Source organism: Kitasatospora sp. NPDC057692 (assembly GCF_042799475.1).
Lineage (GTDB): Bacteria > Actinomycetota > Actinomycetes > Streptomycetales > Streptomycetaceae > Kitasatospora.
The window spans coordinates 29,951-54,566 of record NZ_JBHVIV010000055.1; the positions used below are offsets into that span (position 1 = coordinate 29,951).

At 76.3% G+C, this 24,616-nt stretch carries 23 protein-coding genes; 13 read left to right on the forward strand and 10 right to left on the reverse strand.

Translation table 11 applies throughout. From position 1 onward, the window contains the following. Positions 1–4 precede the first annotated feature (4 nt). From ACFVFS_RS27110 to ACFVFS_RS27125, 4 genes are all read right to left on the reverse strand, one after another. Positions 5–1,603, reverse strand: coding sequence for an acyl-CoA carboxylase subunit beta (locus ACFVFS_RS27110; protein WP_380627315.1), 1,599 nt, complete (start codon positions 1,601–1,603; stop codon positions 5–7). Continuing rightward, the gene (locus ACFVFS_RS27115) at positions 1,600–3,330 is read right to left on the reverse strand and encodes an acyclic terpene utilization AtuA family protein (protein ID WP_380627348.1); all 1,731 of its coding nucleotides are present in this window, start codon (positions 3,328–3,330) and stop codon (positions 1,600–1,602) included. The genes ACFVFS_RS27110 and ACFVFS_RS27115 overlap by 4 nt, the downstream gene beginning before the upstream one ends. Before the next feature lie 288 nt (positions 3,331–3,618). Further along, positions 3,619–4,113, reverse strand: coding sequence for a hypothetical protein (locus tag ACFVFS_RS27120; protein ID WP_380627316.1), 495 nt, complete (start codon positions 4,111–4,113; stop codon positions 3,619–3,621). 163 nt (positions 4,114–4,276) lie between these two features. Continuing rightward, on the reverse strand, positions 4,277–5,650 hold the full coding sequence (locus ACFVFS_RS27125) for an FAD-dependent oxidoreductase (RefSeq protein ID WP_380627317.1): 1,374 nt from the start codon (positions 5,648–5,650) through the stop codon (positions 4,277–4,279). Positions 5,651–5,815: 165 nt separating this feature from the next. Between ACFVFS_RS27125 and ACFVFS_RS27130 the strand changes: the two genes are divergently transcribed. Then, positions 5,816–6,190, forward strand: coding sequence for a peptidoglycan-binding protein (locus tag ACFVFS_RS27130; protein ID WP_380627318.1), 375 nt, complete (start codon positions 5,816–5,818; stop codon positions 6,188–6,190). Between the two features lie 76 nt (positions 6,191–6,266). Here ACFVFS_RS27130 and ACFVFS_RS27135 read toward each other — a convergent pair whose 3' ends face one another. Together ACFVFS_RS27135 and ACFVFS_RS27140 are read right to left on the reverse strand one after the other, a co-directional pair. Further along, positions 6,267–6,617 (reverse strand): hypothetical protein, encoded by a 351-nt coding sequence (locus tag ACFVFS_RS27135; protein ID WP_380627319.1) that lies wholly within the window; start codon positions 6,615–6,617, stop codon positions 6,267–6,269. Between the two features lie 112 nt (positions 6,618–6,729). Further along, a complete protein-coding gene (locus tag ACFVFS_RS27140; protein ID WP_380627320.1) occupies positions 6,730–7,683 on the reverse strand; it encodes a glutathione S-transferase C-terminal domain-containing protein in 954 nt (317 codons plus the stop codon). 301 nt (positions 7,684–7,984) lie between these two features. Between ACFVFS_RS27140 and ACFVFS_RS27145 the strand changes: the two genes are divergently transcribed. Genes ACFVFS_RS27145 through ACFVFS_RS27160 form a run of 4 tightly spaced genes read left to right on the forward strand, consistent with a single transcriptional unit; the run spans position 7,985 to position 11,068 of the window. Then, positions 7,985–8,749: an SOS response-associated peptidase gene (locus ACFVFS_RS27145; RefSeq protein ID WP_380627321.1), complete on the forward strand. Its 765-nt coding sequence runs from the start codon at positions 7,985–7,987 to the stop codon at positions 8,747–8,749. A 48-nt stretch (positions 8,750–8,797) separates the two neighbouring features. Next, the gene (locus ACFVFS_RS27150; RefSeq protein WP_380627322.1) at positions 8,798–9,469 is read left to right on the forward strand and encodes a helix-turn-helix transcriptional regulator; all 672 of its coding nucleotides are present in this window, start codon (positions 8,798–8,800) and stop codon (positions 9,467–9,469) included. Positions 9,470–9,502: 33 nt separating this feature from the next. Further along, the gene (locus ACFVFS_RS27155; protein ID WP_380627323.1) at positions 9,503–9,985 is read left to right on the forward strand and encodes a DUF3291 domain-containing protein; all 483 of its coding nucleotides are present in this window, start codon (positions 9,503–9,505) and stop codon (positions 9,983–9,985) included. 9 nt (positions 9,986–9,994) lie between these two features. Continuing rightward, entirely contained in the window at positions 9,995–11,068 is a 1,074-nt protein-coding gene (locus ACFVFS_RS27160; protein ID WP_380627324.1) for a hypothetical protein, read from the forward strand. Positions 11,069–11,109: 41 nt separating this feature from the next. Here ACFVFS_RS27160 and ACFVFS_RS27165 read toward each other — a convergent pair whose 3' ends face one another. After that, entirely contained in the window at positions 11,110–11,619 is a 510-nt protein-coding gene (locus ACFVFS_RS27165; RefSeq protein WP_380627325.1) for a GNAT family N-acetyltransferase, read from the reverse strand. A gap of 257 nt (positions 11,620–11,876) precedes the next feature. Here ACFVFS_RS27165 and ACFVFS_RS27170 point away from each other — a divergent pair, with 257 nt between their 5' ends. Then, positions 11,877–12,875 (forward strand): aldo/keto reductase, encoded by a 999-nt coding sequence (locus tag ACFVFS_RS27170; RefSeq protein WP_380627326.1) that lies wholly within the window; start codon positions 11,877–11,879, stop codon positions 12,873–12,875. 43 nt (positions 12,876–12,918) lie between these two features. Here the strand turns inward: ACFVFS_RS27170 and ACFVFS_RS27175 are convergent, their stop codons facing one another. Continuing rightward, positions 12,919–13,752 carry a class I SAM-dependent methyltransferase gene (locus ACFVFS_RS27175; protein WP_380627327.1) on the reverse strand — a complete coding sequence of 278 codons (834 nt, stop codon included), beginning with the start codon at positions 13,750–13,752 and terminating at the stop codon, positions 12,919–12,921. A gap of 268 nt (positions 13,753–14,020) precedes the next feature. Between ACFVFS_RS27175 and ddaH the strand changes: the two genes are divergently transcribed. From ddaH to ACFVFS_RS27190, 3 genes are all read left to right on the forward strand, one after another. Then, a complete protein-coding gene (ddaH, locus tag ACFVFS_RS27180) occupies positions 14,021–14,839 on the forward strand; it encodes a dimethylargininase (protein ID WP_380627328.1) in 819 nt (272 codons plus the stop codon). Positions 14,840–15,026: 187 nt separating this feature from the next. Next, a complete protein-coding gene (locus tag ACFVFS_RS27185; RefSeq protein WP_380627329.1) occupies positions 15,027–16,478 on the forward strand; it encodes a hypothetical protein in 1,452 nt (483 codons plus the stop codon). Then, positions 16,475–17,662: a hypothetical protein gene (locus ACFVFS_RS27190; protein ID WP_380627330.1), complete on the forward strand. Its 1,188-nt coding sequence runs from the start codon at positions 16,475–16,477 to the stop codon at positions 17,660–17,662. Before ACFVFS_RS27185 ends, ACFVFS_RS27190 begins: the two co-directional genes overlap by 4 nt. Before the next feature lie 9 nt (positions 17,663–17,671). On the opposite strand, the gene ACFVFS_RS27195 is transcribed toward ACFVFS_RS27190, so the two are convergent. Continuing rightward, positions 17,672–18,952 carry a YncE family protein gene (locus ACFVFS_RS27195; RefSeq protein ID WP_380627331.1) on the reverse strand — a complete coding sequence of 427 codons (1,281 nt, stop codon included), beginning with the start codon at positions 18,950–18,952 and terminating at the stop codon, positions 17,672–17,674. 273 nt (positions 18,953–19,225) lie between these two features. On the opposite strand from ACFVFS_RS27195, the gene ACFVFS_RS27200 reads away from it, so the two are divergent. The 4 genes from ACFVFS_RS27200 (at position 19,226) to ACFVFS_RS27215 (ending at position 23,967) form a co-directional block, all read left to right on the forward strand. After that, positions 19,226–19,909, forward strand: coding sequence for a Tat pathway signal sequence domain protein (locus ACFVFS_RS27200; RefSeq protein ID WP_380627332.1), 684 nt, complete (start codon positions 19,226–19,228; stop codon positions 19,907–19,909). Between the two features lie 200 nt (positions 19,910–20,109). Continuing rightward, a complete protein-coding gene (locus ACFVFS_RS27205; RefSeq protein WP_380627333.1) occupies positions 20,110–21,417 on the forward strand; it encodes a hypothetical protein in 1,308 nt (435 codons plus the stop codon). Positions 21,418–21,457: 40 nt separating this feature from the next. Continuing rightward, complete coding sequence (locus ACFVFS_RS27210) at positions 21,458–22,702, forward strand: AAA family ATPase (protein ID WP_380627334.1); 1,245 nt, start codon at positions 21,458–21,460, stop codon at positions 22,700–22,702. Next, a complete protein-coding gene (locus ACFVFS_RS27215; RefSeq protein WP_380627336.1) occupies positions 22,699–23,967 on the forward strand; it encodes a VWA-like domain-containing protein in 1,269 nt (422 codons plus the stop codon). Before ACFVFS_RS27210 ends, ACFVFS_RS27215 begins: the two co-directional genes overlap by 4 nt. Positions 23,968–24,027: 60 nt before the next feature. Here ACFVFS_RS27215 and ACFVFS_RS27220 read toward each other — a convergent pair whose 3' ends face one another. Next, positions 24,028–24,558, reverse strand: a complete 531-nt coding sequence (locus tag ACFVFS_RS27220; RefSeq protein WP_380627337.1) for a hypothetical protein — start codon at positions 24,556–24,558, stop codon at positions 24,028–24,030. Positions 24,559–24,616: the final 58 nt, after the last annotated feature.

Below are 24,616 nucleotides of genomic sequence, written 5' to 3' on the forward strand. Positions count from 1 at the left end.
TCCCCTACATCCGGAAGACGCCGTAGCCGGCGGCGCCCTCGACCGGCGCGTTGTGGATCGCGGAGAGGCAGAGCCCGAGCACGGTGCGGGTGTCGCGCGGATCGATCACCCCGTCGTCGTAGAGCCGCCCGGACAGGAAGACCGGCAGCGACTCGGCCTCGATCTGCTGCTCCACCATGGCCCGGACGGCCGCGTCCGCCTCCTCGTCGTACGGGCGCCCCTTGGCGGCGGCGGACTGCCGGGCGACGATCGACAGCACCCCGGCGAGCTGCTGCGGGCCCATCACGGCCGACTTGGCGCTCGGCCAGGCGAACAGGAAGCGCGGCTCGTAGGCCCGCCCGCACATGCCGTAGTGGCCCGCGCCGTAGGAGGCGCCGATCAGCACGGACAGGTGCGGGACGGTGGAGTTGGCGACGGCGTTGATCATCATCGCGCCGTGCTTGACGATGCCGCCCTGCTCGTAGTCCCGGCCGACCATGTAGCCGGTGGTGTTGTGCAGGAACAGCAGCGGGACCGAGCGCTGGTTGGCGAGCTGGATGAACTGGGCGGCCTTCTGCGACTCCTGGCTGAACAGCACGCCCTGCGCGTTGGCCAGGATGCCGACCGGGTAGCCGTGCAGCCGGGCCCAGCCGGTGGCGAGGCTGGTGCCGTAGCGGGGCTTGAACTCGTCGAAGTCGGAGCCGTCGACGATCCGGGCGATCACCTCGCGCGGGTCGAAGGGCACCTTGAGGTCGCCGGGGACGATGCCGAGCAGTTCCTCCTCGGGGTGCGCCGGCGGGGCGGCGGCGGGGTCCGGGCCCGGGCCCGGCTTGCGGTGGTCCAGGCGGGCGACGATCCGGCGGGCCAGCCGCAGCGCGTCCGGTTCGTCGAGCGCGAAGTGGTCGGCCAGGCCGGAGGTCCGGGCGTGCATCTCGGCGCCGCCGAGCGACTCGTCGTCGGACTCCTCGCCGGTGGCCATCCGCACCAGCGGCGGACCGCCGAGGAACACCTTGGCCCGCCCGGCGACCATCACGGTGTGGTCGGACATGCCGGGCACGTAGGCGCCGCCGGCCGTGGAGTTGCCGAACACCACGGCGACGGTGGGGATCCCGGCGGCGGACAGCCGGGTGAGGTCGCGGAAGAGCGCGCCGCCGGGAATGAAGATCTCCTTCTGGGCGGGCAGGTCGGCGCCTCCGGACTCGACCAGGTTGACCAGCGGGAGGCGGTTCGCGAGGGCGATCTCATTGGCGCGCAGGGCCTTGCGCAGGGTCCAGGGGTTGGAGGCCCCGCCGCGCACGGTCGGGTCGTTGGCGGTGATCACGCACTCGACGCCCTCGACGGTGCCGATGCCGGTGACCAGCGCGGCGCCGACCGGGTAGTCGCTGCCCCAGGCGGCGAGCGGGGAGAGCTCCAGGAACGGCGAGTCCTCGTCGACCAGCAGCTCGATCCGCTCGCGGGCGAGCAGTTTGCCGCGCCCGCGGTGGCGCTCGACGTAGCCGGGGCCGCCACCGGCCAGCGCCTTGGCGTGTTCGGCGTCCAGGGCGGCGAGCTTGGCGAGCATCGCCTCCCGGTGGGCGGTGTACTCGGCGCCGCCCGGGTCCAGGCGGGTGGGCAGGACGGTCACAGCAGGGCCTCCGGGATGTCGAGGTGGCGCGAGCGCAGCCACTCCCCCAGCGCCTTCGCCTGCGGGTCGAAGCGGTGCCGGGCGGCGACGCCCTCGCCGAGCAGGCCGGTGATGGTGAAGTTGACCGCGCGGAGGTTCGGCAGGAGGTGCCGGGTGATCGGCAACTCCGCTACTTCCGGGAGGAGTTCGCGCAGCAGTTCGGTGGTGAGGGTGCGGGCGAGCCAGCGCCGGCCGGGCTCGTCGCGGGCCCAGACGCCGAGGTTTGCGTCGCCGCCCTTGTCGCCGCTGCGGGCGCCGGCCACCAGGCCGAGCGGGGCGCGGCGGGTGGGGCCGGGGACGGGGGCCTCGTCGTCGGCGGGGGCCTCGTCGTCGGCGGGGGTCTGCTCGGCGGGGGTCTGCTCGGCGGGGGTCTCCGCGACGCGGGGCGGTTCGGGTCCGGGTCCCGGTTCGGGTCCGGGTTCGGGTTCGGGCGAGGTGACCGGCGCGGGCGGGATGTCCACCCGTCGGCCGTCCGGCAGCACGGCGGTGTGCCCGACGGCCTCGGCGTCGATGTACGCGGCCTCGAACACCCCGTACGGCGCGCCCGGCCCCGGCGGTGCGGTGAGGTGGAAGCCCGGATACCCGGCCAGCCCCAACTCCACGGCCACCCGGCCGAGTTCCCGGCCCACCCGGTCGGGGTCGCGGTCCCGGGCGGTGAGCCGCAGCAGCGCGGAGGCGGCCTCCTCGGTGGGGGCGTCGGCGTGGTCGGTGCGGGCCAGGGTCCAGTGCAGCCCTGCGGGCCGGCGCCCGGGCGCGAGCGCCTCCTCGAACTGCCTGCGGACGAGCGCCGCCTTCGCCTCGATGTCGAGCCCGGTGAGCACGAACACCACCTCGTTGCGGTGGCCGCCGAGCCGGTTCAGCCCGGCCTTGAGGGTGGCCGGCGGCGCCTCACCGCGCACCCCGTCGATCCGCACCCGGTCCGGACCCTCCTCCGCGAGCCGGACGGTGTCCAGCCGGGCCGTCACGTCCGGGCCGGGGTAGCGCGGTCCGCCGGTCTCGTAGAGGAGTTGGGCGGTGACGGTGCCGACGGTCACGGCGCCGCCGGTCCCCGGGTGCTTGGTGATGACGCTGGAGCCGTCCGGATGCAGCTCCGCCAGCGGGAATCCGGGCCGGGTGACGTCGTGCTCGCGGAAGAACGCGTAGTTGCCGCCGGTGGCCTGCGCCCCGCACTCCAGCACGTGCCCCGCCACCACGGCGCCCGCGAGCGCGTCCAGGTCCCGCGGGCCCCAGCCGAACCGGGCGATCGCCGGGCCCGCCACCAGCGCCGCGTCGGTGACCCGTCCGGTCACCACCACGTCCGCACCGGCCCGCAGGCACTCCGCGACGCCGAACGCCCCCAGATAGGCGTTGGCCGCCAACAGCCCTTCGGGCAGCCCGAGTTCCGCCCGGCGCGGCAGCAGGTCGTCACCTTCGACGTGCCCGACCGCGGCGTCCAGCCCCTGGCTCCGCGCCAACTCCCGCACGGCGTCCGCCAGCCGGGCCGGGTTGAGGCCGCCCGCGTTGACCACGATCCGCACCCCGCGCTCCAACGCCAGGCCGAGGCACTCCTCCAGTTGCCGCAGGAACGTCCTGGCGTACCCGAGCGAGGGGTCCTTCAGCCGGTCCCGCGCCAGGATCAGCATGGTCAGCTCCGCCAGGTAGTCCCCGGTGAGCACGTCCAGCGGCCCGCCGGTGAGCATCTCCCGCATCGCCGAGAACCGGTCCCCGTAGAACCCCGAGGCGTTCCCGACCCGCAGCACCGGCCCACCGCCCGCCGCCCGCGCCTCCGACCCCACGTGCACGCCTACCCCCGGAGGTGGCCCAACGTTCGCCGACAGTGAGCAGGTTGGCACCCTCCGAGAGGAAAAGCAATCACGCGTGCTTGTTTTTTCGGCGGCAACCGGCCGACGGATCCGGCCACCCGATCAGGCTCCCCGCGGCACGAACGCCTCCCGGCCCCGCCGCTCGCGCCGCGGGGCCGGGAGAGAGGTGCGCCCTCAGCCGTTGTTGCGGGTCCAGGTCTCCGCCGAGCAGTTTCCGCTCGCGGTACAGATGGCGACCCGGATGCCGCTGCCCTGGGATCCGTAGGCATTGGGGCTGGTGCTGTCCTCGTAGAAGTCCTTGTTGCAGTGGCCCCACGTCCCCACGACCGAGATCGAGCACTCGCCCTGCCGGTACAGCTGCCAGGAGCTGCCGTTCCAGAGGTAGTTGCTCCAGCGGGCGTACGCCCCGGCGGTGTTCGCGACCAGGTAGACCTGGTCCCCGTACATCTGGAAGCACGCCTCGCCCGCGGCGGACTCCGCGCAGGGGCCCGTGCTGTGGACCGGCCCCCCGAGCACCGCCTGGTTGTACTCCGTCGCCGCCACGGCCGCCGCGGCCGGCGGGCCGGAACGCGCCGCCGCCGAACTCGCCGGGGCCGCCAGGCAGACGAGCATGAGGGCCGCCACCACCGCACCGGGGATCCGGGCCCGCCCCATGATGTTCCGCACCACGATTCCTCCTTCGCCGGCACCGCTGCCGATCGCTCCGAGGCTGATGCCCGGAGGGTGCCCGGGGCAACGGTCCGGCGGCGTCCCGGACGGCCCGGGGCTGTCCGGCCCGGTCGGCGCCCTGTCCGGGTCGGCGTCCGGGAGCGGTTCGCGCCGGCGGCGGGGGTCAGGCCGGGAGGAGGGTGTCCCACTCGGCGCGGGTCGGGCCGTCGTGGTGGGGGGTGAAGTCGGGGCGGGCGGCGAGCCAGGCGGTGAGGTGGCGGTCGACCTCGGGGGTGCCGTAGGCGTCGTCGGGGGTCCGGAGGAGGTGGCGGACCTGGGCGCGGGCCCGCATCACGACGGGGTCGTCGAAGGCGCAGGCGGCGAGGGCGGCGGCACGGCGGTCCGGGGGCGGCGGGTCGTCGGTGAGGCGCTGCTCGTTGGCTCGGTCGGCCGCCACCTGGGCGTCGAACCACGGGCGGAGGGCCTGCGCCGTCCAGGTGTGGTAGCCGGCGGGGTCGGCCGCCGTCGCGTCGGCGTGGGCCGCGAGGTGCTGGGCGGCGCGCAGGCCGAGGGCCACGCCGTGGCCGAGCGTGGGGTTGGTGTGGACGAGGCTGTCCCCGGCGTTGACCAGGCCGGTGACGACGGGTCCGTCGTCGTCGGCCAGGGAGGTCCAGCGGTTGTCCAGTCCGGCCATCGCCAGGACGGCCGACCGGGGCTCGGGGTCCAGGTCGAGCCAGGCGGCGGTGGCGGGGAAGCGGCGGGCTGCGGCCTCGAAGACGACGGGGTCGGTGAGCGCGCCGCGGGTCGGGTCGGCCGTGGAGAGCACCAGGTTCACCGCGACGGTGTCGTTGTCGGACGGGAAGACGCCGGCGAGCGCGAACGGCGCGGAGGAACCGGTCTTCACCCGCCCGGGGTCGCGGGGGCCGTCGGTCCGCAGCCGGTACCAGCGGCAGAGGTAGGCGATCCCGGCGCGGTGGCTCTCGACCGCGGGCGGGCGGCAGCCGGCCCCGACCAGCCAGCCGGGTACCGGCGAGCGGCGGCCGGACGCGTCGACGACGAGGTCCGCCCGGTGGGTCTCCCCGTCCACCCGCACACCGGTGACCCGAGCCGGGCGGCCCGGCGCGAGGTCGAGGCCCCGCACCCGGGCGCCGCGCCGCACCTCGACGCCGCCTTCGCGCCGGACGGCCGCGGTCAGGGCGGCCTCCAGCACGATCCGGCGGGTGCGCAGCGTCACCAGCTCCTCGTCGCCGACCCGGTACGGGGGGTGCTCGCCGAACCAGTCGAAGTCGTGGTACTCCCGGGCGCCGCGCGCCAGCAGGTCCGCGTGGACGTCGGGGGCCTCGGCGTGCAGCACGGTGCGCACCGGGGCGAGGAACGAGTGGGGCTGGACGGCCTGCGGGACCCGGGGCCTGTCCCAGTGGAAGAAGTCCTCGTGCAGGTCGTCGCCGGCCTCCCGGACGTCCTGTTCGAACACCGTGACCGCATGACCCCGCCGGCCGAGCATGAGTGCCGTTCCCAGCCCGCCGATGCCCGCGCCTATCACCGCAACCCGCGCCATGAGCTCCCCGTTCGCGTCGTGTTGCAAGATGATCTTACTGGTCGGCGACCACCGCTCGGCAAGCACCGGCCCGGACCGGACCGGGCACTGGCGGGCCGTCAGGGGTTGACCCGCACGGGGCGGAGGCTCGATGATCATCGTCTTTCACGACCAACGGGGGTTTTCATGAACAGCACGTCCCTCAAGCGCCGCGGCGCCTTCCTGCTCGCGGCCACCGCCCTGGCCACGGTGGGGGTCGCGGGCAGCGCCCAGGCCGTGCCCAACTCCGGCTCGCTCTGGGTCGGCTACGGCAAGGCCAACGCGTACAACAGCGTCCGCTGCGTGCAGCTGATCTCCAACAGCCTGCACTACCAGACCGGTTACCACACGGTCGCGGTCGACGGCGCCTTCGGCCCCGACACCTACGGGGCGGTCGTCGCCCTCCAGCGCTGGGCGGGCCTGGACCAGGACGGCGTCGTCGGTCCGAAGACCGGCGACTACATCATCACCGCGACCAAGGACGAGTACAACTGCTACTGGAACCTGCCCTCGCTCAACTGACGCGGTAGCGATGGGTCCGCTCCCCCTCCGGACCACCCCCGGCGGTAGCCGCCGGGGGTGGTCCGGAGGGGAGGGCCTACAGGTCCCAGCGGACGGGGAACGGCCTGCCGTAGTCCGCGATGCCCCGCGGGAACATCGACCCCAGGACGATCCGGGTGTCGGTGACGAAGGACGGCGCGGAGCAGGGGACGTCCCGCGACCACGGGGGAAGGGCGAAGCGCGACCCGTCGGGGTTCCAGCGCTGCGCGCAGAACTGGGCGCGGGCCGGTGGCGGGTCGCCGGTGCACCCGACGACGAGGCCCTGGTCGTTGACGGCGGTGGCGACGCTCGGCAACGCGGTCGGGTCGAGCGGCTGCGGTGTGCCGTCGACCGCCCGGCGCGCGGCACGGCCTCCGGCGCTGCCCACCACCGTGCCCGCATTGTTCACGGCCGTCGCCGCACTGCCCGGACCCAGGTCGGCGACGGTGCCCGGGGCGTCCCGGACGAGGGCGTGGTCCGGTTCCGCCGGACCGGCCGGACCGCGCCGGCCGTGGCCGGGGTCAGCGGGCCCGCGGCCGCTCGGCCGGGGCGTTCCAGTCCGGCACCCGCGCCCCGGGCAGGGTGAAGGTGGCGAAGTCGGTGGTGCGGCGGAACGCCTCCAGCCGGTAGAGGTCGCGGGCGTAGGCCCACAGGTGCGGGTACTCGGCCAGGCCCGGGTTGATCGAGCGGTCATGGTTGGACCTGGCGTCGTAGCGCACCAGCGTCACCCAGAGCCGCACGTCCGCCTCGGTGAGCCGGTCGCCCAGCAGGTAGCGGCGGTCGGCCAGCCGGGCGTCCAGCTCCGCGAAGGCGTCCAGCAGCAGGGCGCGGGCCGCGAGCCCGGCCGGGTCGCTGCCCGCCGCCGCGCCGACCCCCTGGTTGACCGCCGGGTGCAGCTCGGCGTCGAGCGCGTCGATCTCCGCCCGCAGGTCCTCCGGGTAGGTGTCGGCCCCGTTGCCCCACGCGCCGAACCGGGTGGCCAGGTCGATGCCGATCCCGGTGAAGTCGTTGCTGACCACCCGGCCGGTGTGCCGGTCCCAGAGCGTCGGCACCGAGACGTGCCCGTCGAACCCGGGCTCGGTCCGGTCGTAGGCCTCGCGCAGCAGCGTGAAGCCGTTGACCGGGTCCGGGCCGTGGGTCTCGCGGAACGCCCAGCCCCGGCCGTCGCGCTCGCCGTCCACGTACGAGACCGAGACGACGTCCTCCAGCCCGTTCAGCGCGAGCTGGAGGGTGACGCGGTGCGCCCAGGGGCAGAACCAGCCCGCGTAGACGTGGTACCGGCCGGGCTCGGCCCGGAAGCCGCTGCTGCCGTCGGCGGTGATCCGTCCGGTGAAGCGGTAGAGCGGGCGCTCGTCGCCCGGGGCCCTGGTGATCCGGTACTCGCCGTGGACGGCGGTGTCGGCGGGACTGGCGTACGCCGCCTCCGCGGCGTCGGTCCCGGTCCCGGGGCCGGTCTGCTGGAGGGTCTCACTCACGTCTGGCTCCTTGGAGGTGAAGGCACGGCGGCGCGGCGGGAGCACGCGCGTCGGGCACCGCGGCCGTCCGCCCCCGTGGGCGGACGGCCGGGGCGGGCGTGACGGCGTGCGAAGGCCGGGTGTCGGCCGCCACCGCCCGACCGGGGTCGGCGGCCCGCCCCCGGACCGGTCTGCCGCCTCACCAAAGGACAGCACGGCACTGTGTCACGGGTGTTGCCGCACTGTGGCGGTCCGGGCTCGCGGCCGCCCGGTGCGGCGGTGCGCGTGACGAGCGGCGGGGCCGGAGGGCAGGATGGGCCGCATGTGCGGTCGCTTCGTCTCCACCACCACCCCGTCCGATCTGGCCGATCTGCTGCGCGCGTCCGCGTGGCCCGCGGCGGAGGCCCTGGCGCCGTCCTGGAACGTGGCGCCGACGGACCAGGTGGCCGGCGTGCTGGAGCGGGTCGACCGGGAGACCGGGGAGATCACCCGGCAGGTGCGGTCGCTGCGGTGGGGCCTGGTGCCGTCCTGGTCCAAGGACCCGGGTTCCGGGGCGCGGATGATCAACGCCCGGGTGGAGACGGCGCACGAGAAGCCCGCGTTCCGCAAGGCGTTCAAGGAACGGCGGTGCGTGGTGCCCGCGGACGGCTACTTCGAGTGGCGTCCGGTCGCGGCGGCCGAGGGGCGCAAGGCGTACAAGCAGCCGTACTACCTGCACCGGCCCGACGGCGGCCTGCTGCTGATGGCCGGGCTCTACGAGTTCTGGCGCGACCGCGCGGTGGCGGAGGACGACGACCCGGCCGCCTGGCTGGTCACCTGCACGGTGCTGACCACCGAGGCGACCGACGCGGCGGGCCGGATCCACGACCGGATGCCCGTCACCCTCGCCCCCGACGCCGTGGACGCCTGGCTGGACCCCGTGGTCACCGACCCGGGCGAGGTGCGCGGCCTGCTGCACGCGCCCTCCGGGGAGCTGCTGGTGCGGCCGGTGGCCACGGCGGTCAACAGCGTGCGCAACGACGGCCCGCGCCTGCTGGACCCGGTCGAGGACCCGCTGCCGGAGGTCACCGGGGGCCACTACACCTGAGCGGCCCACCGCTCTATGGCCAATCCGTGTCGTTCTTAGAATGGCCGGATGAAGGACATCGACGCGATCGCGCTGCTGCAGGATCCGGTGCGCCGCCGGCTCTACGAGTACGTGGCGGCCCAGGGCCGCGAGGTCGGCCGCAACGAGGCCGCCGAGGCGGCCGGGGTGACCCGCACGCTCGCCGCGCACCACCTGGACCGACTGGCCGGGGCCGGACTCCTGGAGACCGGCAGCCGCCGGCTGACCGGCCGTTCGGGCCCCGGGGCGGGGCGCCCCGCCAAGGTGTACACCCGGGCGCGGGCGGAGCGGTCGGTGTCGCTGCCCGCGCGCGACTACCGCACCGCCGCCGAACTGCTCGCCGAGGCCGCCGAGGAGGCCGGTCTCGACGCCGGACTCGGCGCGGCCGCGCGCCGCCGGGGCGAGGCCCTGCGCGCCGCGGCGGGCCCCTGCGGCGACCTCGCCGCGGCGGCGGACCTGCTGGCCGCCCGCGGCTACGAGCCGTACCCGGAGCGGGCCGAGGGCCCGGACCGGGAGGCCCTGCGGATGCGCAACTGCCCGTTCCACGCCGTCGCGGAACACTTCCCGCCGCTGGTCTGCGGCATGAACCTGGCCCTGCTGGAGGGGTGGCTGGGCACCGACGGCGCGCTGCGCGCGCGGATGGACCCCCGCCCCGGCGAGTGCTGCGTGGTGGTCGAGGAATCTAAAAACAACGATGATTGACATAGAAATCGGGGCCGTGCTGGAATGCGGGACATGACCTCACCCACGCCCGCCGCCCAGCTCGCCCAGCTCAACGTCGCGACGCTCAGCCACCCCCTCGACGACCCGCGGATCGCCCCGTTCGTCGAGCTGCTCGACCCGGTGAACGCCGCGGCCGACGGCGCGCCCGGCTTCGTCTGGCGGCTGGTCGGGGACGGCGCCGCCGACGCCACCGGGCTGCGTCCGGCGGGCGAGGACGTCATCGTCAACCTGTCGGTGTGGGAGAGCCCGGAGGCCCTGTGGGACTTCACCTACCGCAGCGGGCACCTGGACGTGGTGCGGCGGCGCCGCGAGTGGTTCGAACGACACGTCCGGGCGCACCTGGTGCTCTGGTGGGTCCCCGCCGGACACCGGCCGGGCGTGGCGGAGGCGCTGGAGCGGCTGGCGGACCTGCGGGCGAACGGGCCCTCCCCCCGTGCGTTCACCTTCGCCTCGGCGTACCCGGCGGCCGACGCCGTTGTCGGTGCCCCGCGCTAGCCTCGGGGCATGTCGATCACCGCACACCTGCGCGCCTCGGTGAAGCTGCCGGGCGGCGCCGCACTCGTCGACGGCTTCGCCCTGGAGCGCCGCGGGGACGGATCGCTCCGCGCCCTGCTCCGGCACGGGTCGGAGCTGGAGGTCCATGACCTGGAGGAGCTGTTCGCCGGGGAGCGCGCGCCGGCCGCGGTCTTCCCGGTGCCCCGGCCCGGGTGGGAGCACGGCGGGCAGTCGGTGAGCCCCGACGGCTCGTTCGCGGTGTTCACCGACCAGCGCGCCGTGCGGGCGGTCGCGCGGGACGGGTCACCGCTGTGGGAGTACCCGCACGCGTGCTGGGGGTGCGGGAGCAGCCCGGCGCACACCGACGGCGAGCCGGAGGTGTGCCCCGGCCCGGAGCACGGTTCCTGCTTGGTCTCCGAGGACGGCCGATTCGTCTGGGCCCACATCGTCTCCGCGTCGGCGGCGCAGAACTCCCGCGAGCACTGGGTCCTCCTGGACGCCGGGGACGGCACGGAGCTGGCCCGCCGGCCGCTGCGGGACAGCACGGCCCTCGGCTCGCACCAGCTCCCCCACCCGGACGGCGCCCATGTCGCCCTCGACATCGGCATGGGCCAGGACGGCGTGCTGGTCCACTGGGCCCGCTGGGACGGCGCGGAGCTCGACGGCTGGGTCGTCAGCCACCACCTGGACCGCATCCTCGCGGACGTCCACCCCGGCCACCCGGGGTTCCTGACGGTCGAGGACAACGGCGCCGACCTGCGACTGCACGGGCTGGACCGCACCGTGCTCGCCGAGCGGGAGCCCGCGGAGGGCGAGGACGAGGACGAGGATCCGCCCTGCTGGGACCGCTGCTGCGGCTTCGTCGACGCCGACACCGTCATCGCCTCGACGGTCGACTCCGACGGCGCTCCGGAGCGCACGCGGCACTGGCTGCTGGACGCCCGCACCCTGGAGATACGGGGCACGGTCGGCTATCCCGCCGGCCCCGTCGACAGCTATGTGCGCCCGCTCGGGGACGGCACCTGGCTGACCTACGACGACGCGAGCGGAACGCTCGACCGCTGGAGCGCGACAGCGGTGTGACCGTTCCGCAGAGGTGCGACCGCGCCGCGGAGGCGGGCCCGTCAGTCCAGCGGGAGGGCCATCTCCAGCTCGCGCGCGGCCGGGTCGAGCGGGTACGGCTTGGTGGTGCCGGTGAAGTCGAAGCCGCGGCGGCGGTAGAAGGCGGCGGCCCGGGCGTTGTCCTCGTGCACGGTGAGCAGCAGGCGCCGCGCCCCGGCCTCGTCGCGCGCCCAGGCGACGACGGCGTCCAGCAGCAGGTCCGTCACACCGCGCCCGCGGCCGCGGTGTTCCGGGGCGACCCAGACGCCGACCAGCAGCGCCGCGCCGGGCTCGGGCGTGAGGCCGATCATCGTCCCGATCCACTCCCCCGGCGTCCCGGTGACGGCGACCAGGCCGAGGCTGCCGGGCTCGTTCACCCGGCGGACCCGGGCCCGCCACTCCTCCTCCCCGTGGGCGAGCGCGGTCTCATGGGTCTCCAGGAAGGCCATGGGCGTGTCGAGCAGCTGCGCGAGGCGCACCTCCCGCAGCCGCTCCCAGTCCGCCGCGCCGATCCGTTCGATCCGGTAGTCCATGGCCGCGCCTCCCCGTGGTGATCATCGTTCTCGCGGTTCAGGAGCATAGGCCACCGGCGACGGCTGCCGACAGGGCTCCGGGCGCGCACCGACAGAGCTCCGGGCCGGTGCCGACGGAACGTCCGAAGGGCCGCCGGGAAAGCCTCCGGCCGGGCGTCGACGCAGGTCAGCGACGGCCCGACGGATAGGGTGCGGGAGGGGCGGGCACCCGCAGCGCCCCGGACCCCAGCCGCCGAAGCCCCCGAAGGAGCCCCGCCATGCCGACCGCCGCCGACACCGCCGCCGAAGCCGCCGAACCGTCGATCGCGCGGTTCGGTCTGGGCACCGCGGCCGTCGGCCGGCCCGGGTACATCACGCTCGGCCGCGACCTCGACCTGCCCGCCGAGCGCACCGTGGACGCCCTGCGCGAACGCACCCACGCCCTGCTCGACGCCGCCTTCGCGGCCGGGGTGCGCTACTTCGACACCGCCCGCTCGTACGGCCGCGCGGAGGAGTTCCTCGGCGCCTGGCTCGCCGCCCGCCCCCAGGCGGCGCCGGAGGTGACGGTCGGCAGCAAGTGGGGCTACACCTACACCGCCGACTGGCGGACCTCCGGCGTCCCGGTGCACGAGGTCAAGGAGCACTCCACGGCGGTGTTCGACCGCCAGGTGGCGGAGACCCGGGCGCTGCTGGGCGGGCTGCCGGACCTCTACCTGGTGCACTCGGTCACGCCGGACAGCCCCGCGCTCACCGACCCCGTGCTGCACGCGCGGCTCGCCGCGCTGGCCGCCGAGGGCGTGCGGGTGGGCCTGTCCACCAGCGGCCCGGCGCAGGCGGAGGCGGTGCGCGCCGCCCTGGAGGTGACGGTCGACGGCCGGCCGCTGTTCGCCGCCGTGCAGTCCACCTGGAACCTGCTGGAGCCCTCCGTCGGCCCCGCGCTCGCCGAGGCCGGCGAGGCCGGGTGGCTGGTGGTGGTCAAGGAGGGCATGGCCAACGGCCGGCTCGCCGACCGCAACGCCACCGGCCCGGACACCGCCGCGCTGCGCGCCCTGGCGGCCCGCACCGGCGCGTCCTGCGACGCCCTCGCGCTCGCCGCCGTCGCCGCGCAGCCCTGGGCGGACGTGGTGCTCTCCGGCGCGGCCACCACCGGCCAGCTGGCCTCCAACCTGGAGGCCGTCGGGCTCGCCGTGGACGCCGCCGCGCTGGACGGCCTCGCGGCGCTCGCCGAGCCGGCCGAGGAGTACTGGCGCACCCGCTCCGCGCTGCCCTGGGCCTGACGGCCCCGTCCCCGCACCCGCCTGTGCCCCGCCGCCGCCCCCGTCAGTGCGGGGCGCGGCGGACCGTCAGCATGTCCTGGGTGTGGCCGATGGCGTAGCCGCCGTCCGGCCGGGTGAAGTGGCGCTCGACGTAGGCGGTCAGCTCGGCCCGGTCGGGCAGCGGGTCCATGGCGGCCAGGTCGGCCACGTTGACCATGAACTCGGCGACGTCCACCGCCTCGTCCAGCCGGTCGGTCCGGTAGTGCAGGTCGAGGGCCTCCAGCGCGTACGCGTACTGCGCGGCGGAGCCGTCCGCGTCCTGGGCCGCCAGCTGCCCGGCCAGCGGCGCGAGGTCGTAGCGCACGCCGGTGAAGTGCGCGGCCATCCGCATGCAGGGGCTCTCCGGGTTCTGGAGCACCACCAGCAGCGCCCCGCCGGGCGCCACCCAGCCCCGCACCCGGCGCACGGTGGACAGCCAGTCCTGCGGCGGCACGTAGTACAGCACGTGCGAGAGGTGGACCAGGTCCGCCGGTCCGGGCGGCTCGGCCGCCGCCACCGGCTCGGGCAGGACGAGCGCCTCGGGGCAGGCCAGGCGCAGCTTCTCGCGCATCGCCGCGCTCGGCTCGACGGCCACCGTGCGCGCGAAGTGCCGCGCCAGGTACGCGGTGGTGCGCCCCTCGCCCGCGCCGACGTCCAGCAGCATCTCGCGGCGGCCCAGCCCGGCGACGACCTCGCCCAGGCGGGCGTGGGTGAGCGGCTTCTCGTCGGTGCCCGCGAGGAACAGCTCGAACGCCCGGCGGTAGTCCGGGCCGGAGACGTCCAGCACCCGGACCGGACCGGCCCCCGGCCCGCCCGGCCCCGTCCCCGTCCCCGTCCCCGTTCCTGTTCCCGTCCCCATCCGGCGGCCTCCTCCTCGACGGCGTGTGCGGCCCGGCCAGTGCACCCCGGCGCGGCGCACCCCCGGTGCAGGCACGTTCCTGCCCGCGTGTCGCGCGGCGGCCGGGGCACCGCGCGCCCCCGCTGGACCCCCGCCGTCCGCCGGCCGTGCACGCCACGGCCACGTCCGCGATCGCCGCGCCCGGCACGCTCGGGGCAGCCGGCGCCACCGCGCCGACCGCGCCGCACCACTCCTCCGCACCACCCCGCCGGAAGGAAGAGGACCGCCCGTGTCCCGTACCGCCCGCCCCCGCCACTACCTGATGTGCCGTCCGACCCACTTCACGGTCGACTACTCGATCAACCCGTGGATGGAGCCGGCGAAGCCGACCGACGCCGCCCGCGCCGTCGCCCAGTGGGAGCGGCTCCACGCGCTCTTCCAGGAGCTCGGCCACACCGTCGAGCTGATCGAGCCGGTCCCCGGCCTGCCCGACATGGTGTTCGCGGCCAACGGCGCCACCGTCGTCGACGGCACCGCCCTGGTGGCCCGGTTCCGGCACCGCGAGCGCGCCGACGAGGCCCCCGCGTACCTGGACTGGTTCCGGGCGCGCGGCTACCGCACGGTGACGCAGGCCGAGTTCACCAACGAGGGCGAGGGCGACTACCTGCCGGCCGGCGAGCGGATCCTGGCCGGGACGGGCTTCCGCACCGACCGCCGGGCGCACGCGGAGACGCAGCGCCTGCTCGGGCGCCCGGTGGTCACCCTGGAGCTGGTCGACCCGCGCTACTACCACCTGGACACCGCGCTCGCGGTGCTCGGCGACGACGAGATCATGTACTACCCGGCCGCGTTCTCGCCGGAGAGCCGCGCGACGCTCGCCGCGCTGTACCCGGACGCCGTGCTGGCCTCGGACGAGGACGCCGCCGTCTTCGGCCTCAACGCCGTCTCCGACGGCCTGCGGGTGGTCCTGCCGGAGGCGGCGGTCGGCCTGGCGGCCCGGCTGCGCGCGCGGGGCTTCGAGCCGGTCGGGATCGACGTCACCGAGCTGCTCAAGGCGGGTGGCAGCGTGAAGTGCTGCACCCTGGAGCTGCGCGGCGCCCCCGCCTGACCCGCCCCCTCCCGGGGCCGCCGGGAAAACCGGGTGCGCTCCCCCGGTCGGCCGGTGTTAGGGTCGTCCGGCCGGCCGCGGGACTCCGGTGCGACTTCCGGAACGTGCCCCTACCGCAATGATTCGCAGTTCGTGCCCCCATTCCCCGGCCGGCCCCAGGACACGACACGGGCGGAGGGGCGGGCGGGTGGAGACGTACGGGGACCTGGTCGCCGCCGAGGACGTGCTGCTGTTCGTCAACGCGGCGATCACCGGCACCGGCCAGCGCGAGTTCCACGGCGGGGCCGCCGAGCAGCAGCTCTCACTGGACTTCCTGCACGCGTACATGTGCGTCAACTACCGGGGCCCGTACGCCGCCGCGCTCGCCCTCGACATCAACGACCACAACGCCGCCCTGATCGTCCGCCGCCTGCTGGAGACCTCCCGCGACGCCACCGAGGAGCAGCGGCGCACCGAGGGCCGGCTGATCGCCCGCCGGCTGGCGCTGCTGCCGCCGCAGCGGGTCTACCGGCTGATCGGCGAGCTGCGCCGCGCCAAGGTCAACAACCGCCGCACCCGTGCCGTCCTGCGCGACTGGCTGGCCGCGCGCCCCGACCAGGCCCTGGACGCCGTCAAGTACCGCGCCGGGCTCAAGCGGGCGCTGCGCCACGCCCACCTGCGGCCCGCCGAGGCGGAGACCGGCGACTTCCTCTTCGCCCCGCGCCGCCGGACCAGGTACGAGGCGCCGCTGCTGGACGCCTGGCGGCGCGCCCACCACCAGCAGGCCGCGGTCTTCGAACTCCCCTACACCGTCGCCGAGTCCTTCGCGCAGCGGCACGGCATCCCGCGGGCCGCCTTCCTGGAGCGGATCGCGCCCCGGCTGACCGCCCTGGAGCGGCTGCGTCTCCAGGAGTCGGCCCGCACCCACGGGGCCGGCGCCGTCGCCGCGGACCTCGGGCGGATGCCGCTCACCCGGCTCGCCTCGTACGTGCTGGGCCTGCCGCCCGCCGACCGGACCGCCCGCCGCGCGGAGCTGACCGACGCCCTGCGCGCCTCGGCGCGCCGGGCCGCGCGCGCCGCCGGGGCCGCCGAGGGCGGTTGGGGCCGGGTCACGGCCGTGCTGGACGACAGCTGGTCGGCCTACGGCTCGGGGGTCAAGCGCCGCCGCCCGCTGGCCGCCGCGCTCGCCTGCCACTTCCTGCTGGAGGCGCTGGCCGGCGAGTACACCGCGCTGTGGACCTCCGGGCGCACCGACGCGCTGCTCGCCCGCCCGACCGGTCCGACCCCGCTCGGCCGCCGGATCCTGGACGCGCTCGACACCGCCCCGCAGCGCCTGCTGATCGTCTCCGACGGCTGGGACAACGCCCCGCCGGGCCTGGCCGCCGAGGTACTGCGGGTGTGGCGCACCCGGCTGGACCCGGAGCGCCGGACCAGCGTCGTGCACCTCAACCCGGTCTACGACGCGGAGGGCTTCGACGTGCGCCGGCTCGCCCCGACGGTGCCCACCGCCGGGCTGCGCGACGCCGAGGACCTGCCGGCGCTGGTGGAGTTCGCCCGCTTCGCCGAGGGCCGCACCGACCTCGCGGAGCTGACGGCGCACCTGGCCGCCCGCACCGCCCGCTTCCTGTCCGCCGCTCCTCCCGAGGTGGCCGTCCGATGAGCTCCGCGCCGCCCGCCGCCCCGTCGTCCCTGCGCCTCGACCTCACCGGCCTGGACACCCGGCCCGCCCAGGTGTGGGGCGGTGTGCGCCTGGTCCCGCTGGTGCGCCCGGAGCCGATCGCCGACCTGCGGCTGCACCAGGAGCTGTACGAGGAGGAGTACGCCGCCGTCCCGGTCGGCCGCCACGTCTCCTACCACTCCTACATCCCGCACGGCTTCGTCGCCGACTGGACGCGCGACGGCACCGCCGCGGCGGCGTACGGCACCCGGCTGGACGCCCCCGGCGCGCCCGGTGCGTCCGCCGGCCCGCCCGAGCGCGTCCGGGTCCGGGTGCCGCGCCGACTCGCCAAGCGCGAGGGGCGCACCCGGCTGCGCTTCCTGCCGCTGCACCTCGCCCTGGACGGCTACCTCGCGCTGCACTTCGGCGGCCCGGCCGTCGCCTGGGAGCAGTGGTCCGAGCGGGCCCTGCGGCGCGGTCTGTCCCCGCGCGCCGAGGAGGCCTACGCCGGCGACCGGGTCCGCGGCCTGGCCGACGCGCTGCGGGTGTTCGAGCTCCACCCCGGCCAGTGCGGCCTGGTGGTCTACGTCGCCGACGCCCTCGCCGCCGCCTTCGCCGTCCCGCACCCCGACGACTACCGCGCGCTGCACCGCACCCTGCTGCTCGACCTCTACGGCGAGCTGATCCACCACTACGCCCTGCTGTCCGCCCCCGTGGCGGACTTCCGCGCCGACCTGCGCGCGGCCGGCCCGATCACCTCGACGGCCGACCTGCGCGCCGCCGTCGCGCAGCAGGAGCGTGCCTGGGCGGCCTTCCACGACGGCACCATGGCGGGCGGCCTGCTGGAACCCGCCTACCGGGCGCGCGCGGTCCGCCGCCTCGGCCGCTTCACCCTCGCCCGCTTCCTGCCGGACTTCCGGCCCCGCGAGGAGAACCACATCGGCGAGGCGATCACCGACGAGCACGGCCGCGTCGCCTACCTCAAGACCTTCCGCCTCTCCGAACCGCAGGTCCGCCGCGGCTACCTGCTGGACCGCCTGGCCGCGCACGACTGGCACCTGCCCGCCACCGCGGCCGCCCTGAACCTCACCGAGCCCCAGCTCGCCCTGCGCCTGGAGGGCGCGGGCTTCGCCGAGCTGCTGCGCCGGGACGTCCTCGACCACTACCGCCGGGCGGCGCGCGGGTAGCGGCCGGCCTCAGGAGCCGGCGGGGCCGGTCCAGGCGGCGGGGACGCGGCCGAGGCGGACGCGCTGGGGGTGGTCGCCGACGTCCACGGAGGAGGTGCGCCGGCCGGTGGCGAAGTCGATGGCGGTGACCCGGTCGGCGCCGCTCTCGGAGACGACGCAGGAGCGGCCGTCGCCGCTGACCGTCGCCCCGTAGGGCTTGACGGCGGGCACCAGCGGGCCCTCCTGGAGGGTGGCCCGGTCGACGACGGTGGCGTAGTCGTCCATCGTCCCCGCGACGCAGAGCCGGTCGCCGGCCGGGCTCACGGCCAGGCCGTGGTGGCGGGAGTCGTTGACCCAGGTGGTGCGGTCCTCGCTGGTCGCGGGGTTCTTCGGCAGCGTCCTGATCCGGGTGATCCGGTCGGCGGCGACGTCGTACTCGACGAAGCCGTTGAAGAAGGAGAGCTGGAAGTAGAGCGTCGAGCCGTCGGGGGTGAGGGCGGCCGGGCGGACGGCGTCGGAGAGGTCGGCGCGGCCGAAGGCGTCGAGGCGCTCCCGCATATCGATGACCCTGACCGTCTCGAAGGTGTCGGCGTCGGCGACCGTGATCCGGCGGTCGCCCTTCGTCCAGTCCAGCCAGGGGGCGTCGAGGGCGGTGGTGACCTCGCCGATCGACATGTTCCAGATCCGCCGGCCGCCGTCGGTGAAGAGGTTCTCGTGGGGCTTGTCGCCGGTCCCGAAGGAGCCGATCGGCCGGCCGGTGGCGATGTCAAGGACGTGCACCGTGTCCGCCGTGGAGGCGGACACCGCGAGGCGGGTGCCGTCGGGCGAGAGGGCCATGTGGTCGGAGCGGTAACCCGCCACCGGGAAACGCCAGTTGATCCGGCCGGTGGCGAGGTCCAGGGAGACCACGTCGGCGAGGCTCGGGCGGGAGACGACCAGGGCCGTGCCGTCCGGGGTGGTGTACATGTCGTCGACGAACTGGTCGTGGCCCTCGCCGGGGCCGAGCCGGACGCCGAGGAAGTAGCCGAGCTTGACGGGGTTGAGGTAGATCTCGGCGAGGCGCTGGTCCTTGTCGGGGATCACGTTGATCCGGCCGATCCGGGCGAGGTCGCCGCGGGCGGTGACGACGTCGGCGGTGCCGTCCCAGTTGTTGCCCACGAACATCACCTCCCGCAGGGCGGCGGCCCCCGGGGCGGGCCGGCCGTCGGCGGCCGCGGTGGCGGGGGGCAGGGCCAGGCCGAGTGCGGCCGCGGCGGCGAGGAGGGTCCGCGGGAGGCTGCGGCGGGAGCGCCGGGGGCGGGGCGGGAACATCGCGACTCCTTGGCGCGTGCGCGGCCCACAAGGGCGCACGCGGTCCGGGACGGCGGACGGTCGACGTGGGCGCTACTCGACGGTAGGGAGCGCCCGGCGGCCTGGCAAGACCTCGGACGACTGTTGCTGACGAATTGTCAGCAGGTGTCGCCGCACTCCTTGACGGTGTGCGGACACCGCTCTACAACGTAGTGACTCCCCGTCGTCGGGCCCCGCTTCCCCGGCGTTCCGGGAGTCCGCCCGCTCGCCCCCCACCGAGAACGAGGCACCCCCATGCGCCTGCACCCCCGCCTTGCCCTGGCCGCGGCCGCCGCCACCCTGGCCGTCGGCGCCCTCCCGGCCGCCGCCGCCCCCGCCCCCGCTGCCGGGCCGACCGCCGCCGGCCCCGTGCTGACCGCCGGCGGAGCGGCCGTCGGCGTCGGCGACGTCCTGCTCGCACCGCTCGCCGCGGGCACCCGCGCCACCTTCTCCTCCGACACCACCGGCTCGACCGGGGTCTTCTGCGGCACCTCGCCGCTGACCGCCAAGGTCCTGGGCAACCCCGCCGCACCGGGCACCGCCACCGCGTCCCTGACCGGCCTGAGCTTCGGCTCCTGCACGGCCAACGTCACCGGCGTCACCTCGGTCAAGAGCCTCACGGTCGGCAACCTCGCCTACAACGTCACGGTCGCCGACTCCGCCGGCCTGCCGGTCACCCTCACCGCCGGGCCGGCCGGACCGATCCAGGCCTCGGCCGTGCTGAACAGCTGGTTCGGCACCCTCACCTGCACCTACCAGCTCAGCGGCGCCTTCACCGGGACCGCCGACAACACCGCGCACGCCCTGGTCTTCCGCAACGCGCACTTCGTCAAGAGCGGCGGATCCGCCCTCTGTCCCGGCGAGGGCTACTTCTCCGCCGCCTACGGCCCGATGACCGACTCCACCCTGCCCGGCGGCCCCGCGGTCTCCGTGAACTGACCGCCCCGGCCCGGCCCGCGAGCGGCGCGCCCCGTCCACCGCCCACCGCTCGCGGGCCGCGCGCGCACCGCGTGGACCGCCGTCGGCGGCGCCGGGCGGAAAGGTGTGGCGCCGCGGGCCCCGAGGCGGCTACGCTCACGCCCGATGATGATTCCTTCTCCTCACGAAGTGGGGGTCCCGTCCGCGCAAGGCGAGTGCTGATGTCCAGGCACTCCGCGCACGGGGATTCCCGGCTCTCCTTCTGGCTGCACGTGCGCGAGTTCGCCGTGCCGGCCTCGGTCATCGAGACGACGACGGCCCGGCGGCTCGCCGGGGACTGGGCGGGGGCCTGCGCCGCCGCCGGAGTCGAGGTCGACCTCGATCTGCGCACCACCGCGCGCCGGTACGGGCGCGAACTCACCGCCCGGATCCGGGGCGACCTCCAGGGGCTGGCACCGGACCTGCTGCGCTGGCACCTCCCGCGCATCGCACCCGACGGGCTGCTGCGGCCCGGCCTGACCGTCCCGCTCGCCCGGTACGGTGACGTGCACCTGGTGGTGCGGACGCCGCCCGGCTGGGCGAGCGGCGGACAGCGGTTCGCACTCGCACTCCACGACGGCACCGCCGACCGGGCCGACGCCCACCCGCACCCGCACCCGCACCCGCACCCCAGCCGGCGGTTCCGGCTCGACCTGCACCGGCACCTGTGGGACGCCCGCCGCAGCGGCGAGTTGCCGCTGCGCCTCGGCGGCCCCGAGCGGTGGGCGGCCGAGGCGCGGATCCTGCTCCGCGCCGACGGACACCCCGACGGGGCCGACGCCGTGCGCGTCCGGCTCGGGGCGCGGCGGCAGGTGGTCGTGGCGGCGGGCACCGGCGGGCACACCGCGCGGGACGCCCTGCCGATGCTCCCTCGACTGCCGCTGCTGCCGGACCCGGCGGTCCGGGTGCCGCCCGACCTGGAACTGCTCCGGGCCGGACTCATCGGGCCCGAGCGCCTGCACCCGCTGGTGGCCGAGGCGCTGGTTCCGGGCCACTCGGCGGCCGACGGCGGGCCCGGATCCGGATCCGGCGCGGCTCCCGGTGCGGCTCCCGGCGGGCAGCGCCTCGTCGAGTGCCGCGGCGACCGGCACCGGATCGGCCTGGTCGACGGCGTGCTGACGGCCCTGGACCACACTCCCGCGGAGATCCGCCGCGAGGAGTTGCTGATGGCCCTCACCGGCACCCCGCTCCCCTGTCTGCAGGCCGTCGACGACGCGCACCGCCGACCGGAGAGCCTCGCCGACGTCCGCGCACGCCTCCTGCACGGCGACGCCGCCGGCGCGCTGTCCGTCGTCGAGGACCTGCTCGGGCCGGACGCCCTGCTGCGTGCGGGCGCGCTGCGGGACGAGCTCGCGGCGGCCGCCGAACGGCGGATCGCCTACGGGCTGTTCCGCGCCGGCCTGGCCGGCCGCTCGCCGCTCCGGGCCCACCCGGCCGGGCCCCGCCCGCAGGGACGCCGTTCCCGCCCGCGTCACGCGAACCACCGCTGACGCCACCGTTCCTCCCCTCCTCCCGAAAGGCCCCTCCCGCATGCCCGCTGCCACCTCTTCGCCCCAACTCGACATCGCCCGCGACCTGTTGGAACTGCTGAACGACACCACCACCGAGCCGCGCCCCGACGACCGGCTGGCCGCCCTGACCCTCGCCGTGGCGGCCGACCTGCCGGTGCTGCTGTGGGGCGAGCCGGGGATCGGCAAGACCGCCGCGCTCACCCGGCTCGCCGAGACCCTGGAGCTTCCGCTCACCACCGTCATCGCGAGTGTCCACGAGCCGTCCGACTTCGCGGGGCTGCCCGTCCTCGGCACCGACCCCGCGGTGCAGGGCGTCCCGATGGCCCCGCCGGACTGGGCGGTCCGGCTGGTCCGGGCCGGCCGGGGCCTGCTGTTCCTCGACGAGCTGTCCACCGCGCCGCCCGCCGTGCAGGCCGCGCTGCTGCGGCTGGTCCTCGAACGGCGCATCGGCGCGCTGCAACTCCCGCCCGGCGTCCGGATCGTGGCCGCCGCCAACCCGCGCTCCTCGGCCGCCGACGGCTGGGAGCTCAGCCCGCCGCTGGCCAACCGCTTCGTCCACCTCCCCTGGGAGCACGACCACGAGGTGGTGGTCCGCGGCCTGAGCGGCACCTGGCCGCGCGCCGTCCTGCCGGAGCTCGCCCCGGCCCGGCTGCCGGAGGCGGTGGCCCTCGCCCGCCGCGCGGTCTGCGAACTCCTCGCCGTCCGACCGGCACTGGTCCACCGGCTGCCGGAGAGCGAGGCCCGCCGCGGCGGCGCCTGGCCCTCGCCCCGGAGCTGGGAGATGACGGTGCGGCTGATCGCCTTCGCGACCGCCGCCGGGGCCTCGCGCGAGGTGCTGGCCCTGCTGGTCCGGGGCACGGTCGGGGACGGCCCCGGGCTGGAACTGCTCGCCGCGATGGACCGGATGGACCTGCCCGACCCGGAGGCGCTGCTCGCCGACCCGGCCGCGGCCGTCCTGCCCGAACGCGGGGACCTGCGGCAGGCCGCGCTGGACGGGGTGGTGGACGCGGTCCGCCGCCGCCCGGACCGGGCGCGCTGGGACGCGGCGTGGGAGCTGCTGGCCCGGGCGCTGGAGAGCGGCCCGCCGGACGTGCTGGTGGTCCCGGCCACCACGCTCGCCGCGCTCCGGCGCGAGGACTGGGAGGTTCCGGCCACCATCGAGCGCCTCGGCGGGGTGGTCGCGCTGTCCCGCCGGGCGGACCGCTCGGTGGCACGGGTCGCGGGGACCGGCGGCGCCCCGGCCGGCCGCGGGGGCCGCCGGTGACCGCGCCGCCGCCCGCCCGGGTGGACACCGGCAGGCCGGACACCTGCACGCTGGACACCGGCAAGCTCTACGCCGCCCGGCTGCACGCCGTCCGGGTCCGTCCGTACCTGGCGACGGCGCTGTTCGCACTGCACGTCGTCGAGTCCCGGGACGTCCCGACCATGGCCGTGGACCGGTACTGGCGCTGCTACGCCTCCCCCGCCTTCGTCGCGCGCACGCCCGTCGAGGAGCTGGCGGGCGTCTGGGTGCACGAGGTGTCCCACCTGCTGCGCGACCACCACGGGCGCGGGGACCGGCTCGCCCGGGTGCGCGGACTCTCCTCCCCCGCGGAGCGGCTGCGGATGAACATCGCCGCGGACTGCGAGATCAACGACGACGTGTTCGGCGACGGACTCGTCGCGCCGGCGGGCGCCGTCACCCCCGAGGCCCTGGAGCTGCCCCCGGGCGAGCTGATGGAGGACTACCTGCGGATGTTCCGGCTCGGGCCGCTGACCCAGGACTTCGCCTGGCTGGACTGCGGCAGCGGCGCCGACGGCCTGGCGCGCGGCTGGGAGCTCGGACCGGACGGCGCGCACGGGCTCAGCGCCCAGCAGCGGGACGCGGTGCGCTTCCGGGTGGCGCGGGCCATCAGCGGCAGCCCGGGCGACGCCCCGGCGGGGTGGCGGCGGTGGGCCGAGGAGGCGTTCCACCCGCCGCAGCCGTGGCGGGAGCTGCTGGGGGCGGCGGTGCGCTCGGCGGTGTCCGGCGCGGGCGCCGGCGAGGACTACTCGTACGGCCGCCCGGCCCGCCGGTCCGCCGCGCTGCCGGGGACGGTGCTGCCCTCGCTGCGGCGGCGGCCGCCCCGGGTGACCGTCGTCGTCGACACCTCCGGTTCTGTCAGCGACGCCGAGTTGGGCACCGCGCTGCTGGAGGTCGCCGCGATCTGCCGGGCCGTGGGGGGCCGCCGCGACCTGGTCACCGTGGTGTCCTGCGACGCGGCCGCGCAGACGGCGCAGCGCGTCTGCGCGGCCGCGGAGGTCCCGCTGGTGGGCGGCGGCGGAACGGATCTGCGGGAGGGCTTCGCGGCCGCGCTGCGGGCGTGGCCGCGGCCGGACGTCGTCGTGGTGCTGACGGACGGCCAGACGCCGTGGCCGACGGCCCGGCCGTCGTGCCGGACGGTGGTGGGCCTGTTCGGGCGGTCCACCGGGTGGCGGGAGGACGGCTCCGGGTACCGGAGGCCGGAGCCGCCCGCCTGGGCGCGGGTGGTGGCGCTCGGACGCGGCTGACGGGCTCGGCTCCGGGCCGGGGGGGGGGACCGGGGGCGGGGACCGGTGGACGGGGGCGGGTCAGGCGACCTTGGCGCAGAGCGGTTCGGCGGAGCCGTGGGCGATGGTGAGGGTGCGGTAGCCGGTGGCGTCGATGTCGACGGTGTAGACGCCGTCCACGGTGTAGAGGTCCCGGGGCAGGGTGCCCGCGCCGGCGCCGAAGCCGAGCAGGATCGGGCCGTTGGCGCGCCAGGTCTGGGAGCCGTCGGGCCGGTACTCGACGTGCGAGCGGCCGCCGGCGTCGGCGTCGTGGTGGGCGCCGGTGAGGGTGTTGGTGAGCCGCATGACGAGGGCGCCCCGGTAGGCGACCCGGCGGACGGTGCCGTCGGGGTCGGCGGCCAGCACGTGCCGCTCGACGCGGTCGACGACGGGTTCGAGGCGCACCGGGAAGTCGCAGCGGGAGCCGGCCGGCAGGTCGAAGGACGGCGAGGGCCAGGGCTCCCAGCCGCCGCGGCCGGCGGCGCCCGCCGCCGGGGCGGCGGCCAGGCTCGCGGCGAGGGCGGTGACGGCGGTGGCGGCGGCGGTCGCGAGGCGGAGCGGGGTGCGGCGCATGGTCGGTCTCCTGGAGGGGCGCGGACGGTTCGGCGGCCAGCCTGGCAGCCGCCGCTGA